This window comes from Streptomyces sp. NPDC014995 (assembly GCF_043080745.1).
GTDB lineage: Bacteria > Actinomycetota > Actinomycetes > Streptomycetales > Streptomycetaceae > Streptomyces.
Genome location: NZ_JBIBVX010000009.1, coordinates 257,152 through 272,621, shown reverse-complemented (window position 1 = coordinate 272,621; position 15,470 = coordinate 257,152). Strand labels below are relative to the sequence as shown.

Annotated in this window: 13 protein-coding genes; 12 read left to right on the top strand and 1 reads right to left on the bottom strand. The window is 70.8% G+C overall.

Annotation, left to right across the window (positions count from 1 at the left end; all coding sequences use genetic code 11):
* Positions 1-52: 52 nt before the first annotated feature.
* The 6 genes from ACF1A1_RS20250 to ACF1A1_RS20225 all read left to right on the top strand — a co-directional run bounded on the left by ACF1A1_RS20250 (position 53) and on the right by ACF1A1_RS20225 (position 7,446).
* Positions 53-649, top strand: a complete 597-nt coding sequence (locus tag ACF1A1_RS20250; protein WP_392001511.1) for a CGNR zinc finger domain-containing protein — start codon at positions 53-55, stop codon at positions 647-649.
* Positions 650-1,188: 539 nt separating this feature from the next.
* The gene (locus ACF1A1_RS20245; protein ID WP_010039908.1) at positions 1,189-1,710 is read left to right on the top strand and encodes a sigma-70 family RNA polymerase sigma factor; all 522 of its coding nucleotides are present in this window, start codon (positions 1,189-1,191) and stop codon (positions 1,708-1,710) included.
* A gap of 50 nt (positions 1,711-1,760) precedes the next feature.
* A complete protein-coding gene (locus ACF1A1_RS20240) occupies positions 1,761-2,534 on the top strand; it encodes an anti-sigma factor family protein (protein WP_392001510.1) in 774 nt (257 codons plus the stop codon).
* A 211-nt stretch (positions 2,535-2,745) separates the two neighbouring features.
* Positions 2,746-5,106, top strand: a complete 2,361-nt coding sequence (locus tag ACF1A1_RS20235; RefSeq protein ID WP_392001509.1) for a HelD family protein — start codon at positions 2,746-2,748, stop codon at positions 5,104-5,106.
* Positions 5,107-5,428: 322 nt separating this feature from the next.
* Positions 5,429-6,844, top strand: coding sequence for an NAD-dependent malic enzyme (locus tag ACF1A1_RS20230; RefSeq protein WP_392001508.1), 1,416 nt, complete (start codon positions 5,429-5,431; stop codon positions 6,842-6,844).
* Positions 6,845-7,164: 320 nt separating this feature from the next.
* The gene (locus ACF1A1_RS20225) at positions 7,165-7,446 is read left to right on the top strand and encodes an HU family DNA-binding protein (protein WP_004000874.1); all 282 of its coding nucleotides are present in this window, start codon (positions 7,165-7,167) and stop codon (positions 7,444-7,446) included.
* A 155-nt stretch (positions 7,447-7,601) separates the two neighbouring features.
* Here ACF1A1_RS20225 and murA read toward each other — a convergent pair whose 3' ends face one another.
* The gene (gene murA / locus ACF1A1_RS20220; protein WP_392001507.1) at positions 7,602-8,948 is read right to left on the bottom strand and encodes a UDP-N-acetylglucosamine 1-carboxyvinyltransferase; all 1,347 of its coding nucleotides are present in this window, start codon (positions 8,946-8,948) and stop codon (positions 7,602-7,604) included.
* 269 nt (positions 8,949-9,217) lie between these two features.
* Between murA and ACF1A1_RS20215 the strand changes: the two genes are divergently transcribed.
* From ACF1A1_RS20215 to ACF1A1_RS20190, 6 genes are all read left to right on the top strand, one after another.
* Positions 9,218-9,790 carry a YqgE/AlgH family protein gene (locus ACF1A1_RS20215; protein WP_392001506.1) on the top strand — a complete coding sequence of 191 codons (573 nt, stop codon included), beginning with the start codon at positions 9,218-9,220 and terminating at the stop codon, positions 9,788-9,790.
* Between the two features lie 29 nt (positions 9,791-9,819).
* Positions 9,820-10,101, top strand: a complete 282-nt coding sequence (locus tag ACF1A1_RS20210; protein WP_392001505.1) for a DUF3039 domain-containing protein — start codon at positions 9,820-9,822, stop codon at positions 10,099-10,101.
* Positions 10,102-10,320: 219 nt separating this feature from the next.
* On the top strand, positions 10,321-11,613 hold the full coding sequence (locus tag ACF1A1_RS20205) for an extracellular solute-binding protein (protein WP_392001503.1): 1,293 nt from the start codon (positions 10,321-10,323) through the stop codon (positions 11,611-11,613).
* Between the two features lie 86 nt (positions 11,614-11,699).
* Positions 11,700-12,650: a carbohydrate ABC transporter permease gene (locus ACF1A1_RS20200; RefSeq protein ID WP_392001502.1), complete on the top strand. Its 951-nt coding sequence runs from the start codon at positions 11,700-11,702 to the stop codon at positions 12,648-12,650.
* On the top strand, positions 12,647-13,504 hold the full coding sequence (locus ACF1A1_RS20195; protein ID WP_392001500.1) for a carbohydrate ABC transporter permease: 858 nt from the start codon (positions 12,647-12,649) through the stop codon (positions 13,502-13,504). The genes ACF1A1_RS20200 and ACF1A1_RS20195 overlap by 4 nt, the downstream gene beginning before the upstream one ends.
* A gap of 1 nt (position 13,505) precedes the next feature.
* Complete coding sequence (locus tag ACF1A1_RS20190) at positions 13,506-15,185, top strand: beta-N-acetylhexosaminidase (RefSeq protein WP_392001499.1); 1,680 nt, start codon at positions 13,506-13,508, stop codon at positions 15,183-15,185.
* Positions 15,186-15,470: the final 285 nt, after the last annotated feature.

The window sequence follows — 15,470 nt, the reverse complement described above, 5'->3', positions numbered from 1 at the left end:
ACTGTGAGAGGAACGCTTCCCCAAGGAGCCTTCCCTAGGCGGTGACAGGCACATGGCACTGGGTAGTACGCCCCCGTCCCCCTACGACCTGCGGTTCGACGCCGGACGGGTCTGCCTGGACCTCCTCGCCACCACCCACCCCCTCGAACGGCTGGACGCGGTCCCGCCGCTGTGCGCGTGGATCACCGGCGCCGGACTCGTCCCGCCGGGCACCCCGCTGACGCACGCCGACCCCTCCTGGCCGGTGGCCTTCCGGGAACTGCGGGGGAGCGTCGGGCAACTGGTGCACGCCTGGCTGTCCGATGACGTCCGCCCCTACGACCTCGCCCTCGCCCGCGTCAACGACGCCGCCCGCACCGCGCCCCCGGCCCCGCGGGCCGCACGCGGCGAGGACGGCACGCTCGTGCGGGAGCTGGACGGCCCCCCGGAGTGCGCCGCGCTGCTCGCCGCGGTCGCCCGGGACGCGGTGGAACTGCTCACCGATCCCGCCGCGCGGACGGGCCTGCGGCAGTGCGCGGGGGACAACTGCCCGATCGTGTACGTCGACACGTCCCGGGGACGCCGCAGACGCTGGTGCTCCAGCGAGGTCTGCGGAAACCGGGAGCGGGTCGCCCGGCACCGCAGGAGGACCGCGCCCACCCGCGCGTGACGCCTCCGCCGCCGCCCGTCAGGTGCCGGCGGGGCCGTTCGCGATGCGTTCGCCGCCTTCTTGCCGGGTGCCCGCGGGGCTCTTCGCGCGCGCCCGCCGGCCTTCTGCCGGATGGCCGCCCGACCCTCCGCCGTGCGTCCGCCGGCCCTCCTTCCGGTGGCCGCCCGACTCTCCCTCAGGTGTCCGCCCGACCCTCCGTCACCCTCACGCCCCAACTCCCCTGTCCGCTATGTCGTGTTCGTGACAGCGCTGTCGAAGTGATTTCGATTACACGCCGTTTACCTTCGCGGCTCGGCGGGCAGCGCGCGCCGCCTTGACCATGTGGCGGAAACGTAAAGGAAGAGGGGCGGGAATGTGCGCTCATGTCCCCCTCGTCACGACACCCGGAAGAAAACTGTCAGCCGGGTTTGAACACTCAACGGGCCCCTTCCGTAACCGTGGTGGAGCGACCGACTCGGGGGAACCCCCGGACACCGGAGGTGGGCGTGCGCAAGGATGCGGCCGTGGCCAATGAACGTGGATCGAGGGCCCGACATCGCATGTCCCAGCCCTCGGAACCTGATGAGGAGCTGATGCGTGCTCTGTATCGGGAGCATGCCGGACCCCTGCTTGCGTATGTCCTTCGTCTGGTTGCCGGAGACCGGCAGCGCGCCGAGGACGTCGTGCAAGAGACACTCATCCGTGCCTGGAAGAACGCCGGACAGCTCAATCGAGCGACCGGATCGGTACGCCCCTGGCTGGTGACGGTCGCACGCCGCATCGTCATCGACGGCCACCGCAGCCGGCAGGCCCGGCCGCAGGAGGTCGACCCGTCGCCGCTGGAGGTCATCCCCGCGGAGGACGAGATCGACAAGGCGCTGTGGCTGATGACGTTGTCGGACGCACTCGACGACCTGACCCCGGCACACCGGGAGGTGCTCGTCGAGACGTACTTCAAGGGGCGTACCGTCAATGAGGCGGCCGAGACGCTGGGGATACCCAGTGGCACCGTGCGCTCGAGGGTTTTCTACGCCCTGCGGTCGATGAAGCTGGCTCTCGAGGAGCGGGGGGTGACGGCGTGATGAGCATGTACGGGGGGTTCGGAGCAGGTGGGCCGGGTATGTCTGGTCCCATGCAGGGGTCTGTGGGATCTCCGAGCCCGAGCGAACACGAGACCGTCGGCGCCTACGCCCTCGGCATCCTCGACGACGCCGAGGCGACCGCCTTCGAGGCGCACCTCGCCGGCTGCGAGTGGTGCGCCCAGCAGCTCGACGAACTCGCCGGGATGGAGCCCATGCTGGCCGCCCTCGCGGACCTGCCCGGCTCCGGGACCCCCGCGATCGGTGAGTCCCTGTCCGCCAAGCCCGGCCCGCGCCTCGTGGAGAAGCTCGTCGACGAGGTCGCGGACCGCCGCGCCCAGAAGCGCCGGCGCAGCTTCTACATGATCGCGGCCGCCGCGGCGCTGATCGTCGGCGGCCCGCTCGTGGCCGTGGCGACGAGCGGCGGTGACAGCGGCGAGGCCCCCAGAGTCCTGGCGGACAGCAACCCCGCCAAGACGGTCTTCGAGACCTTCACCGACAAGGTCACGGCCACCGACGCGAGCACCAAGGTGACGGCGACCGTCGCCATGCAGGAGAAGGCCTGGGGCACCGAGGCCGTCGTCGAGCTCAAGAACGTGGCGGGCCCCAACAAGTGCTCGCTCATCGCCGTCGGCACCAACGGCGAGCGCGAGACCATCTCGTCCTGGTCCGTCCCGGAATGGGGGTACGGCCTCCCCACCGCCAAGACCGATCAGGCCAAGAACCCGCTCTACGTCCAGGGCGGCGCGGCCCTCAGCCCGAACGAGATCGACCACTTCGAGGTCATGACCTTCGAGGGCAAGAAGCTCGTCGAGATCGACAACTAGGACAGACCCCCGGACAGACTTCCGGACAGAACCCCCGGACGAACGCCCGACGGCCGGCTGACGGCCGTCGGAGGGACACCGGCGAACGCCGGACGCACGACACACGCACGACCCGGCCTGCCCGGCGGTTTTCCGTCGGGCGGGCCCCTCGCTTCTCGGGTGCCCTTTCGCGTACGGTTGACGGCTGCCCAGCACGTCAGAAGGGGGCCCGGTGGCCGCTCAGGCTCAGCAGGAAACCGCGGTCGGACCGGTCCAGGACTCAGTTCGGGACCGGGAGATCAGCATTGAACAGGAACACCTGGACCGGGTGTACCTGCGCCTCGAGGAGAAGATCCACGAAGCGGAGTTCCTCATGCACGACGCGGCCCGCCGCGGCCAGGTCGGCACGCCCGGCGCCCTGGCCGAGCGGGACGCGCAGGTCTTCCGCGCGGGCGTCCACCTCAACCGCCTCAACAACGAGTTCGAGGACTTCCTCTTCGGCCGGATCGACCTGCTGCTCGGCAAGGACGGCAAGAAGGGCCCGGACGGCGCCTACACCGCCGTGGAGCCCGCCGACGGCGCCGTGCGGGACGACAACACCGCCGACATCGCCGAGACCCTGCACATCGGGCGCATCGGTGTCCTCGACGAGGACTACGCCCCGCTGGTGATCGACTGGCGGGCCCCCGCCGCCGCCCCCTTCTACCGCTCCACGCCGGTCGACCCCGGCCGTGTCGTGCGCCGCCGGGTGATCCGCTCCAAGGGCCGCAAGGTGCTCGGCGTCGAGGACGACCTCATGCGCCCCGAGCTGAAGGCCTTCCTCGACGGCCACGAACTGCCCGTCATCGGCGACGGCGCCCTCATGGCCGCCCTCGGCCAGGCCCGCAGCCACACCATGCGCGACATCGTCGCCTCCATCCAGGCCGAGCAGGACCTGGTCATCCGCGCCCCCGCCGCCTCCGTCACGTACGTCGAGGGCGGCCCCGGCACCGGAAAGACGGCCGTCGCCCTGCACCGGGCCGCGTACCTCCTCTACCAGGACCGGCGCCGCTACGCGGGCGGCATCCTGATCGTCTCGCCGACCCCGCTGCTCGTCGCGTACACCGAGGGCGTGCTGCCCTCCCTCGGCGAGGAGGGCCAGGTCGCCATCCGCGCCGTCGGCTCCCTCGTCGACGGTGTCGAGGCCACCCTGTACGACTCTCCGGCGGTGGCCCGCGCGAAGGGCTCGTACCGCATGCTCAAGGTCCTGCGGAAGGCGGCGCGGGGGGCTCTCGAACAGGGCCGCCCGGGCGCTCCCGCGGCCGGACAGCTCACCTTCGACACCCCCGGGGACACGGCCCCCTCCGGCCCGCCCGCCCGTCTGCGCGTGGTCGCCTTCGGCCGCCGCCTGGAGCTGGAGGCCGAGGACCTGGAGCGCGTCCGCCGTACCGCCCTCGGCGGCACCGCCCCCGTGAACCTGCTGCGCCCCCGCGCCCGCAAGCTCCTCCTGGACGCCCTCTGGGAGCGCTCCGGCGCCGCCGGCCGCCACACCGACCCCGAGCTGGCCGCCGAACTGCGCTCGTCCTTCGACGAGGACGTGACGAGCGAGGACTCCTTCACCGCCTTCCTCGACGCCTGGTGGCCCGAGCTGACCCCGAAGGCCGTCCTCGCGGCCATGGCCGACGAGCGGCGGCTCGGCCGCTGGGCCCGCCGGATCCTCAACCCCGGCGAGGTCCGCAAGGTCGCCCGCTCCCTGAAGCGGGACGGCCACTCCGTGCACGACGTCGCGATGCTCGACGAGCTCCAGGCGATCCTCGGCGCCCCGGCCCGCCCGAGGAAGCGCCGCGAGCTCGACCCGCTGGACCAGCTCACCGGCCTGGAGGAGCTGATGCCGGTCCGCGAGGAGTCGCAGCGCGAGCGGGCCGAGCGCCTCGCCCAGGAGCGCACCGAGTACGCCCACGTCATCGTCGACGAGGCCCAGGACCTCACCCCGCTCCAGTGGCGCATGATCGGCCGCCGCGGCCGGCACGCCACCTGGACGGTCGTCGGCGACCCGGCCCAGTCCTCCTGGTCCGACCCCGACGAGGCCGCCGAGGCCCGCGACGAGGCCCTCGGCACCCGCCCGCGCCGCCGCTTCCAGCTGACCGTGAACTACCGCAACCCGGCCGAGATCGCCGAGCTGGCCGCGAAGGTGCTGGCCCTGGCCATGCCCGGCGCCGAGGCCCCGTCCGCGGTCCGCTCCACGGGCGTCGTCCCCCGCTTCACGGCCGTGACCGGCTCCCTCGCCGCGACCGTCCGCGCGGAGGCCGAACGCCTCCTGGAGCGGGTCGACGGCACCGTCGGCGTCGTCGTCGCCATGAACCGCCGCGAGGAGGCCCGGCGCTGGCTCGCCGGGCTCGGCGACCGGGTCGTCGCCCTCGGCAGCCTGGAGGCCAAGGGCCTGGAGTACGACGCGACGGTGGTCGTGTCGCCCGCGGAGATCGCCGACGAGTCCCCGGCCGGCCTGCGGGTGCTGTACGTCGCGCTGACCCGGGCCACCCAGCAGCTCACGGTCGTCTCGGACGAGCGGGACCAGCCCGACGCCCGGGGCGTGCCCGACCTGTTGCGGGACTGAGCGGACGGGCCGTTCCTGTGAACTCCGCGGACGGGAATGGCCTTGGGGGATCCGTTTGTTAGCCTGGACGTGGCACCGGCCCGATCCAAGCCCCCGGGCCCAACCTTCGTCGCTACGAGCGACCACTTGCCGCGAGGCGAGCATGGCGGGTCGGTGTCATGAACGTAGGAAGAGGCCCACGTCCGATGTGATGTGGGCCTCTTTCTCGTGGACTTCCCTGTGAACACAACGTTCGCAATCGGACGCGGCTAACGCCTACCAGGCAGTAGGTGCGACGATCGGACGGATCCAGCGTCACAGGTGAAAGCAGAGGAAGTCGGCCATGGCAACGGCGCCCAGCGTCTCCTACTCGATGACGGTCCGGCTGGAAGTGCCGGCGAGCGGAACCGCGGTCTCGCAGCTCACCACGGCCGTCGAGTCCCACGGAGGCTCGGTGACCGGCCTCGACGTCACCGCGTCCGGACACGAGAAGCTCCGGATAGACGTCACCATCGCGGCCACCTCCACCGCGCACGCCGAGGAGATCGTCGAGCAGCTCCGCGGCATCGAGGGCGTCACGCTCGGGAAGGTCTCCGACCGTACGTTCCTGATGCACCTCGGCGGCAAGATCGAGATGGCGTCGAAGCACCCCATCCGCAACCGTGACGACCTGTCCATGGTCTACACGCCGGGTGTGGCCCGCGTCTGCATGGCGATCGCCGAGAACCCCGAGGACGCGCGCCGCCTCACCATCAAGCGCAACTCCGTTGCGGTCGTGACGGACGGCTCCGCCGTGCTGGGCCTGGGCAACATCGGCCCCAAGGCCGCGCTGCCGGTCATGGAGGGCAAGGCGGCCCTGTTCAAGCGGTTCGCCGGCATCGACGCCTGGCCGATCTGCCTGGACACCCAGGACACCGACGCGATCGTCGAGATCGTCAAGGCGATCGCCCCCGGCTTCGCCGGCATCAACCTCGAGGACATCTCCGCCCCCCGCTGCTTCGAGATCGAGGCCCGGCTGCGCGAGGCCCTCGACATCCCCGTCTTCCACGACGACCAGCACGGCACCGCGATCGTCGTCCTCGCCGCCCTCACGAACGCACTCCGTGTCGCGGACAAGGCGATCCAGAACATCCGCGTCGTCATGTCCGGCGCCGGCGCGGCCGGTACGGCCATCCTCAAGCTGCTGATCGCGGCGGGCGTCAAGAACGCCGTCGTCGCCGACATCCACGGTGTCGTCCACGCCGGCCGCGAGGACCTGGTGGACGCCGCTCCCGGCTCGGCGCTGCGCTGGATCGCCGACAACACCAACCCCGAGGGCCTCACCGGCACGCTGAAGGAGGCCGTGCGCGGCGCCGACGTCTTCATCGGCGTCTCCGCCCCGAACGTCCTCGACGGCGACGACGTGGCCGCCATGGCCGACGACGCGATCGTGTTCGCGCTCGCGAACCCGGACCCCGAGGTCGACCCGGCGATCGCCCGTCAGACGGCGGCCGTCGTGGCCACCGGCCGCTCCGACTTCCCGAACCAGATCAACAACGTGCTGGTCTTCCCGGGCGTCTTCCGCGGTCTGCTGGACGCGCAGTCCCGCACGGTCAACACCGAGATGATGCTCGCGGCCGCGAAGGCGCTGGCGGACGTGGTGACCGAGGACGAGCTGAACGCCAACTACATCATCCCGAGCGTCTTCAACGACAAGGTCGCGGGTGCGGTGGCCGGCGCGGTGCGCGAGGCCGCGAAGGCCGCGGGCGTCACGGTCTGAGGACCGCGGCCCGTGCGGGCCCCGGTGCCGGGGCCCCGCGGGCGTGCGGGGGTTGTGAGGATCGCCACGGCGGCCCCCGCGACGGCGCGTCGTGGAACCTCGCGTCGTCGGCCGCCCTCTAGGGTTGCGGCCGAGCAAAGCGCTCTTCGTGTGACTCCCAAGGGTGTTCTCACGACTCCTGCGGGTGCCGGATTGGCTTTCCCGCCGCAGGTAGGGGCAGGATGCGTCCCTGGGCGCGAGCACAACGACTTCGCTGTGCCCAACATGCGGCTCCGCCGCGTGGCACGCCTCAACGGCAAGAAGAACACGGGAGTAACAACATGAACCGCAGTGAGCTGGTGGCCGCGCTGGCCGACCGCGCCGAGGTGACCCGCAAGGACGCCGACGCCGTGCTGGCCGCGTTCGCCGAGGTCGTCGGCGACATCGTCTCCAAGGGCGACGAGAAGGTCACCATCCCCGGCTTCCTGACCTTCGAGCGCACCCACCGTGCCGCTCGCACCGCGCGCAACCCGCAGACCGGCGACCCGATCCAGATCCCGGCCGGCTACAGCGTGAAGGTCTCCGCGGGCTCCAAGCTCAAGGAAGCGGCCAAGGGCAAGTAGGCCTCACCCGTACGCCGCAGATCGCGTACGAGGCTCTGTCACGCCAATGGGGCGGCCACCCGGTCAGGGCGGCCGCCCCATCGCCGTACGACGTCGTACGGGCGTTCGAGATGGTGCCCGGTCGAGCGGCGCTCGACCGGGCGGCACGACGACCGTCAGCCGAGCGCCTTGCCCGGCAGCTCGACCTTCGCGCCCAGTTCCACGAGCTTCTCCATGAAGTTCTCGTAGCCGCGGTTGATGAGGTCGATGCCGTGGACCCGGGAGGTGCCCTGGGCGGCGAGGGCGGCGATCAGGTACGAGAAGCCGCCGCGCAGGTCGGGGATGACCAGGTCGGCGCCCTGGAGCTTGGTCGGGCCGGACACGACCGCCGAGTGCAGGAAGTTGCGCTGACCGAAGCGGCAGTTCGAGCCGCCGAGACACTCGCGGTAGAGCTGGATGTGGGCGCCCATCTGGTTCAGCGCGGAGGTGAAGCCGAGGCGGGACTCGTACACCGTCTCGTGGATGATCGACAGGCCCGTGGCCTGGGTCAGGGCCACGACCAGCGGCTGCTGCCAGTCCGTCTGGAAACCGGGGTGGACGTCCGTCTCGAGGGCGATGGACTTCAACTGGCCGCCGGGGTGCCAGAAGCGGATGCCGTCGTCGTCGATGCGGAAGGCGCCGCCCACCTTCCGGTAGGTGTTCAGGAACGTCATCATCGAGCGCTGCTGGGCGCCGCGGACGTAGATGTTGCCCTCGGTCGCCAGCGCGGCGGACGCCCAGGAGGCGGCCTCCAGACGGTCCGAGAGGGCCCGGTGGTCGTAGCCGCCGAGCTTGTCCACACCGGTGATGCGGATGGTGCGGTCGGTGTCCATCGCGATGATGGCGCCCATTTTCTGCAGGACGCAGATCAGGTCCTCGATCTCCGGCTCGACGGCCGCGTTCGAGAGTTCCGTGACGCCCTCGGCGAGGACGGCCGTCAGCAGCACCTGCTCGGTGGCGCCCACGGACGGGTACGGCAGCCGGATCTTCGTGCCGCGCAGCCGCTGCGGGGCCTCCAGGTACTGGCCGTCCGCCCGCTTCTCGATCTTCGCGCCGAACTGGCGCAGCACGTCGAAGTGGAAGTCGATGGGCCGGCCGCCGATGTCGCAGCCGCCCAGGCCCGGGATGAAGGCGTGTCCGAGCCGGTGCAGCAGCGGCCCGCAGAACAGGATCGGGATACGGCTGGAACCCGCGTGCGCGTCGATGTCGGCGACGTTCGCGCTCTCGACGTAGGTCGGGTCCATCACCAGCTCGCCCGGCTCCTCGCCCGGACGGACCGTCACCCCGTGCAGTTGCAGCAGGCCGCGTACGACCCGCACGTCACGGATGTCCGGAACGTTGCGCAGCCGACTCGGCTCACTGCCCAGCAGGGCGGCGACCATGGCCTTGGGTACGAGGTTCTTCGCACCGCGGACACGGATCTCGCCCTCCAGCGGGGTTCCGCCGTGGACAAGCAGTACGTCGTCAGAGCCGTTGACGGTCATGTATCTCGCGTTCCGTGGAGTGTGGAGTGGGTCAGGGCCGGAGAGGACAGAGTAATGGCCGCGCGCCCCCCTCAAGTAAGCCCAAGTACCGCGCAGCTACGTCATAGCTGTGTCACAACACGAACCGTTCCCCGCCGGGCACATGGGGTCACCGCGGGGCCGCCGTCGCGTTCGTGCGCCCGGACCGCATCCGTGCGCCCGACCTGCCCCTCACCCGGCTCGCCGCATTGCCTCCCCATGCGGAGGGAAGATGGGGGATCATGTCTGGCATGACCGAGGTGTCCTCGCTCACAGGGCGGCTGCTCGTGGCAACGCCCGCCCTGGCGGACCCGAACTTCGACCGTGCGGTGGTGCTCCTTCTCGACCACGACGAGGAGGGCTCGCTCGGTGTCGTCCTCAACCGCCCGACGCCGGTGGGCGTGGGCGACATCCTGGAGGACTGGGCGGACCTCACCGGTGAGCCGGGCGTCGTCTTCCAGGGCGGCCCGGTCTCCCTCGACTCGGCGCTGGGCGTCGCCGTGATCCCCGGCGACTCCTCCGTCGACGGCGCCCCCCTGGGCTGGCGGCGGGTGCACGGCGCGATCGGCCTCGTCGACCTGGAGGCCCCGCCGGAGTTGCTCGCCTCGGCGCTGGGGTCCCTGCGGATCTTCGCCGGGTACGCCGGCTGGGGCCCCGGCCAGTTGGAGGACGAGCTGGTGGACGGCGCCTGGTACGTCGTGGAGTCCGAGCCGGGCGACGTGTCCTCGCCGTCCCCCGAGACACTCTGGCGCGAGGTGCTGCGCCGCCAGCGCAACGAGCTGGCGATGGTGGCGACGTACCCGGACGACCCTTCGCTCAACTGATGCGAGTGAGCTTCAGTATTCTTGGCGGTATGAGCACTCTCGAGCCCGAGCGCGGCACCGGTACGGGGACCCTCGTAGAACCGACGCCGCAGGTGTCGCACGGCGACGGTGACCACGAGCGCTTCGCGCACTACGTCCAGAAGGACAAGATCATGGCGAGCGCCCTCGACGGGACGCCCGTCGTGGCGCTGTGCGGCAAGGTGTGGGTGCCCGGCCGTGACCCGAAGAAGTACCCCGTGTGCCCGATGTGCAAGGAGATCTACGACTCCATGGGCTCCGGAGGGGACGACAAGGGCAAGGGCGACAAGTAACCGCCTGAACTTCGCGGAGGCCCTCAGGGCGCGCTTCGGTGCGCTCTGAGGGCCTCCGTGTCGTTTTGTCGCCCTGGCCGCGTTGCGCGGAGTGCGTCCGCCGGTCACAGAGTGGTTGAGACCTCTTGTGGCCGTGTTCCCGCAGTCCCTAGCCTCCCGAATGTTGTGCACAGCGAAACCATCATTGCGCATGTTGCAACACCATCGGAGGAACGCTCCATGAAGCCGTCCGTCCGCATCGCCGCGCTGCTGACCGTCCTGGTCACCGCCGCCTGCGCCCCCCAGACCTCCGCCAACTCCTCCTCCGGCAAGGACGAGAAGACCGGCACGCTGCGCGTGTGGCTCTTCCAGGAGGTCGGCAACGATCCCAAGCGGAAGGTCGTCGACTCCGTGGTGGCCGCCTTCGAGAAGGCCCACGACGGCACGGAGGTCGAGGTCGAGTACATCCCCGTCGAGACCCGCGCCCAGCGCGTCAAGGCCGCCTTCAACGACCCGGAGTCCGCCCCGGACGTGATGGAGTACGGCAACACCGACACCGCGGGCCATGTGAGGGACGGCGGACTCCTCGACGTCACCGAGGAGTTCACCGCCTGGAAGGAGAGCAGGAGCACCGACCCCACCGCCAGACAGTCCGTCACCGTCGACGGCAGGATCTACGGCGCCCCCTTCTACGTCGGCGTACGCGCTCTCTACTACCGCACGGACGTCTTCGCCGAACTCGGCCTCGAGGTCCCGAGGACCATGGCCGAACTGGCCACCACGGCCCGCGCGATCCGCGCCGCCAGGCCCGGCCTGTACGGCCTGGTCGTCGGCGGCGCCTACACCTACGGCGCGATGCCCTTCGTCTGGGCCTACGGCGGCGAGATCGCCACCGGCCGCAACGGCTCGTACACCGCCGCCATCGACAGCCCGGCCGCCCGGAAGGGCATCAAGGCGTACACCTCCCTCTTCACCGACGACAACTGTCCTGCCGCCAAGTGCGCGGGCATGGGCGGCAACGACACCGTCACCGCCTTCGCCGCGGGCAGGGCGGGCATGGCGATCGGCGGCGACTTCAGCCACACCGCCGTGGAGGCGGGCAAGGTGAAGGGCAAGTACGCGGTCGTGCCGCTGCCCGGCGTGACGTCCGGCTCGATCGCGCCGGCCTTCGCGGGCGGCAACAACATCGGCGTCCTGAAGAGCACCTCGCACCGCACCCTCGCCGTCGAGCTGATGGAGGCGCTCGCCTCCAAGCGGACCCAGGCGCGGCTCTTCGACGCGATGGGCTTCCTGCCGACCTTCACGGACGAACGCGACAGGGCGGCGGCGCGGGAGCCGTTCGTGAAGCCGTTCGCCCGGACGCTGGCGGCGGGCACCAGGTTCGTGCCGGCCTCGCCCGCCTGGTCGCGGATCGACTCCCAGCTGGTCCTGCCGACGATGTTCCAGGAGATCGTCAGCGGCCGGAAGGACGTGGCGGCCGCCTCGGCGGAGGCGGCGCGGAAGATGAACGACGCGTTCGGCTCCGCCGGGTGACGCCGCTGACCGAGGGCGCCGTTCCGGCCGGGTCCGAGACCGGCGGACCGGCGCCCCACGGCTCGAGGGACCCGGATCGCGGGCGGGTGCGGGCTGTTCGTCGCGGGGCGCGCGGTACCGCGCGACTCCGGCGGTGCCGGGGGGACCGGCGCCGTTCCCGACGCGCCGCCGACCGGACTCCCTGGCTCTACCTGGCCCCCGCCCTCGTCGTCCTGGCCGCGCTGCTCGGCTACCCGATCTACCAGCTCGGTCTGATCTCCCTCTTCCGCTACACCCAGGCCCAGGTCAGCGGCGGCGAACCGACCGTCTTCCGGGGCCTGGGCAACTACGCCGACGTCTTCGCCGACGACCGGTTCCGGCAGGTGCTGCCGGCGACGGTGGTCTTCGCGGCGGCCTGCGTGGTCTGCACGCTCGCCGTCGGCTGCGCACTCGCCGTGCTCCTCACGGGCGTGCGGGCCCTGCCCCGGCTCGCGCTGATGCTGGCCGCGCTGGGCGCCTGGGCCACCCCTGCGGTCACCGGCTCGACGGTCTGGCTGTTCCTGTTCGACCCCGACTTCGGTCCCGTCAACCGGGTGCTCGGCCTCGGCGACCACTCCTGGACGTACGGCCGCTACAGCGCCTTCTTCCTGGTCCTGCTCGAAGTGGTGTGGTGCTCCTTCCCGTTCGTGATGGTGACGGTCTACGCCGGCATCCGCGCCGTACCGGCCGAGGTGCTGGAGGCGGCCGCGCTCGACGGCGCCTCGCGGTGGCGGATCTGGCGGTCCGTCCTCGCGCCGATGCTGCGGCCGATCCTGGTGGTCGTCACCATCCAGTCGGTCATCTGGGACTTCAAGGTCTTCACCCAGATCTACGTCATGACCAACGGCGGCGGCATCGCGGGCCAGAACCTCGTCCTGAACGTCTACGCCTACCAAGAGGCCTTCGCGTCCTCGCAGTACGGCCTCGGTGCGGCGATCGGCGTCGTGATGCTGCTGATCCTGCTCGCCGTCACCCTGGTGTACCTGCGACTGCTCCGTCGTCAGGGGGAAAAGCTGTGAATCTTCCACGGACTCTTTCGAGCGGACTTGTGCGGCGCCCGTGGCGGACCGCCGCGGACGCCTGCGCCCTGCTGGTCGCCGCCGTCGTCGCCTTCCCGCTGTACTGGATGGTGCTCGGCGCCCTCAAACCGGCCGGGGAGATCGAGTCGAGCGAGCCGCGGCCGTGGACGCTCTCGCCCTCCCTGGATTCCTTCCGGCGGGTGTTCGGGCAGCAGGAATTCGGCCGCTACTTCCTCAACAGCCTTGTCGTGGCGGGCACCGTGGTGATCGCTTCGGCGGTGATCGCGTTTCTCGCCGCGACCGCCGTCACGCGATTCCGCTTCCGCTTCCGGACCACCCTGCTGATCATGTTTCTGGTGGCCCAGATGGTGCCCGTGGAAGCGCTGACGATCCCCCTGTTCTTCCTCATGCGCGACATCGGCCAGTTGAACACCCTGGGGGCGCTGATCCTGCCCCACATCGCCTTCTCACTGCCGTTCGCGATCTGGATGCTGAGGGGCTTCGTGAAAGGCGTCCCCGAGGCCCTGGAGGAGGCCGCGCACCTCGACGGGGCGAGCCGCGCCCGATTCCTGTGGCAGATCCTTTTCCCGCTCGTCCTGCCCGGTCTGGTGGCCACCAGCGTGTTTTCCTTCATCTCCGCCTGGAACGACTTCCTGTTCGCCAAGTCGTTCATCATCAGCGACACGTCGCAGTCGACGCTGCCGATGGCCCTGCTGGTGTTCTACAAGCCGGACGACCCCGACTGGGGCGGCGTGATGGCGGGATCCACGGTGATGACGATTCCGGTGCTGGTGTTCTTCGTACTCGTGCAACGGCGACTCGTCTCCGGCCTCGGCGGAGCGGTGAAGGACTGACATGACGTCTTCGACGGAGCTGATTCCGGCGCCGCGGCGCATCACCCGGAACCCCGCCGGCCGCGGCCGCCCGAACGAGCAGGCACGCCCGGACGAGCAGACCCGCCTGGACGAGCAGACACGGCTGGTGCCGGGGCCGGGCACCGAGGGTGTCGCACGCTGGCTGCGGGCGACGGTCGGCGCGGCGACCGGGCTGGTCCTGCCGGAGCACGGCGACTCGGAGTCCCGTATCGCGCTGAGCATCGAGCCGGACCTGCCCCCGGAGGGCTACCGGGTCGTCGTCGACGGCCACGACCGCCTGATCCAGGGCGGCAGCGCGGCCGGCGTCCTGTGGGGCGCGCAGACCTTCCGGCAGCTCCTCGGCCCCGACGCCTTCCGCCGGGCCCCGCTGCGGCCGGGCCGGGACTGGCTCCTCCCGGAGGTCACCGTCGAGGACTTCCCCCGCTTCCGCTGGCGCGGCCTCCTCCTCGACGTCGCCCGGCACTTCATGCCCAAGGAAGGCGTCCTGCGCTACCTGGACCTGATGGCCGCGCACAAACTGAACGTCCTCCACTTCCACTTGACCGACGACCAGGGCTGGCGTCTCGAGATCAGGCGGTACCCGAGGCTGACCGCGATCGGCTCCTGGCGGTCACGGACCAAATTCGGCCACCGCGCCTCACCGCTGTGGGACGAGAAGCCGCACGGGGGCTTCTACACGCAGGACGACATCCGGGAGATCGTCGCCTACGCCGCCGAGCGGCATATCACCGTGGTCCCCGAAATCGACGTGCCAGGCCACTCGCAGGCGGCCATCGCCGCGTATCCGGAACTCGGCAACACCGACGTCATCGACACCACCGCCCTCTCCGTCTGGGACACCTGGGGAATCAATCCCAACGTACTCGCCCCCACCGACAACACCCTGCGCTTCTACGAGGGGGTGTTCGAGGAAGTGCTGGAGCTGTTCCCGGCGGACGCCGCCGCGTTCTCGGAGTTCGTCCACATCGGGGGTGACGAATGTCCCAAGGACCAGTGGCGGCGGTCACCGGCGGCGCGGACCCGGATGAAGGAACTCGGGCTCGCCGACGAGGACGAACTCCAGGCGTGGTTCGTCGCGCACTTCGACAAGTGGCTCTCCGCGCGCGGGCGTCGGCTCATCGGCTGGGACGAAATCCTGGAAGGCGGTCTCGCCGAGGGCGCGGCCGTGTCGTCCTGGCGCGGTTACGCGGGCGGGATCGCCGCCGCGCGCGCGGGGCACGACGTCGTCATGTGCCCCGAACAGCGGGTGTACCTGGACCACCGGCAGGCCGACGGACCGGACGAACCGGTGCCGATCGGATATGTGCGCACCCTGGAGGACGTCTACCGGTTCGAACCCGTTCCACCGGAGTTGACGCCCGAGGAGGCGGTCCGCGTGCTGGGCGCGCAGGCCAACGTGTGGACCGAGGTGATGGAGGACCACGCGCGCGTGGACTACCAGGTCTTCCCCCGCCTCGCGGCCTTCGCCGAGGTCGCCTGGAGCGGCCTGCCCGCCCCCGGGGAACGGGACTTCGCGGACTTCGAGCGGCGGATGGGCGCCCACTACGCGCGACTTGACGCCCTGGGTGTCGCCTACCGGCCGCCGGAGGGTCCCCGGCCGTGGCAGAAGCGGCCCGGCGTGCTCGGACGCCCGGTCGACGGGCCGCCCCCGAACCGGTAGCCGGGCCCGGAGTCCGCCGCGTCCCGGAGGGCGGGAGCTTGGAGCGGCACGGAAGGGGCACGGGAGGAGCACGGAAAGGATCACGGAAAAACCCCGACAGTGTCACCGAAGAGTGGCAAATTCGAGCACATCGGTGATGCCGTGCGAAAACGGACCATCTCCCAGGTGAGGTGGGCGAATGCCTCCTAGCGGACCCCCGCGTTCGGGCCTTGCGAAGATGTGCCAGAGTTGCCACGTCCGCCCTGTCAGCACGTACCGTACGGCAACACAGGTGGGACCAGGTGG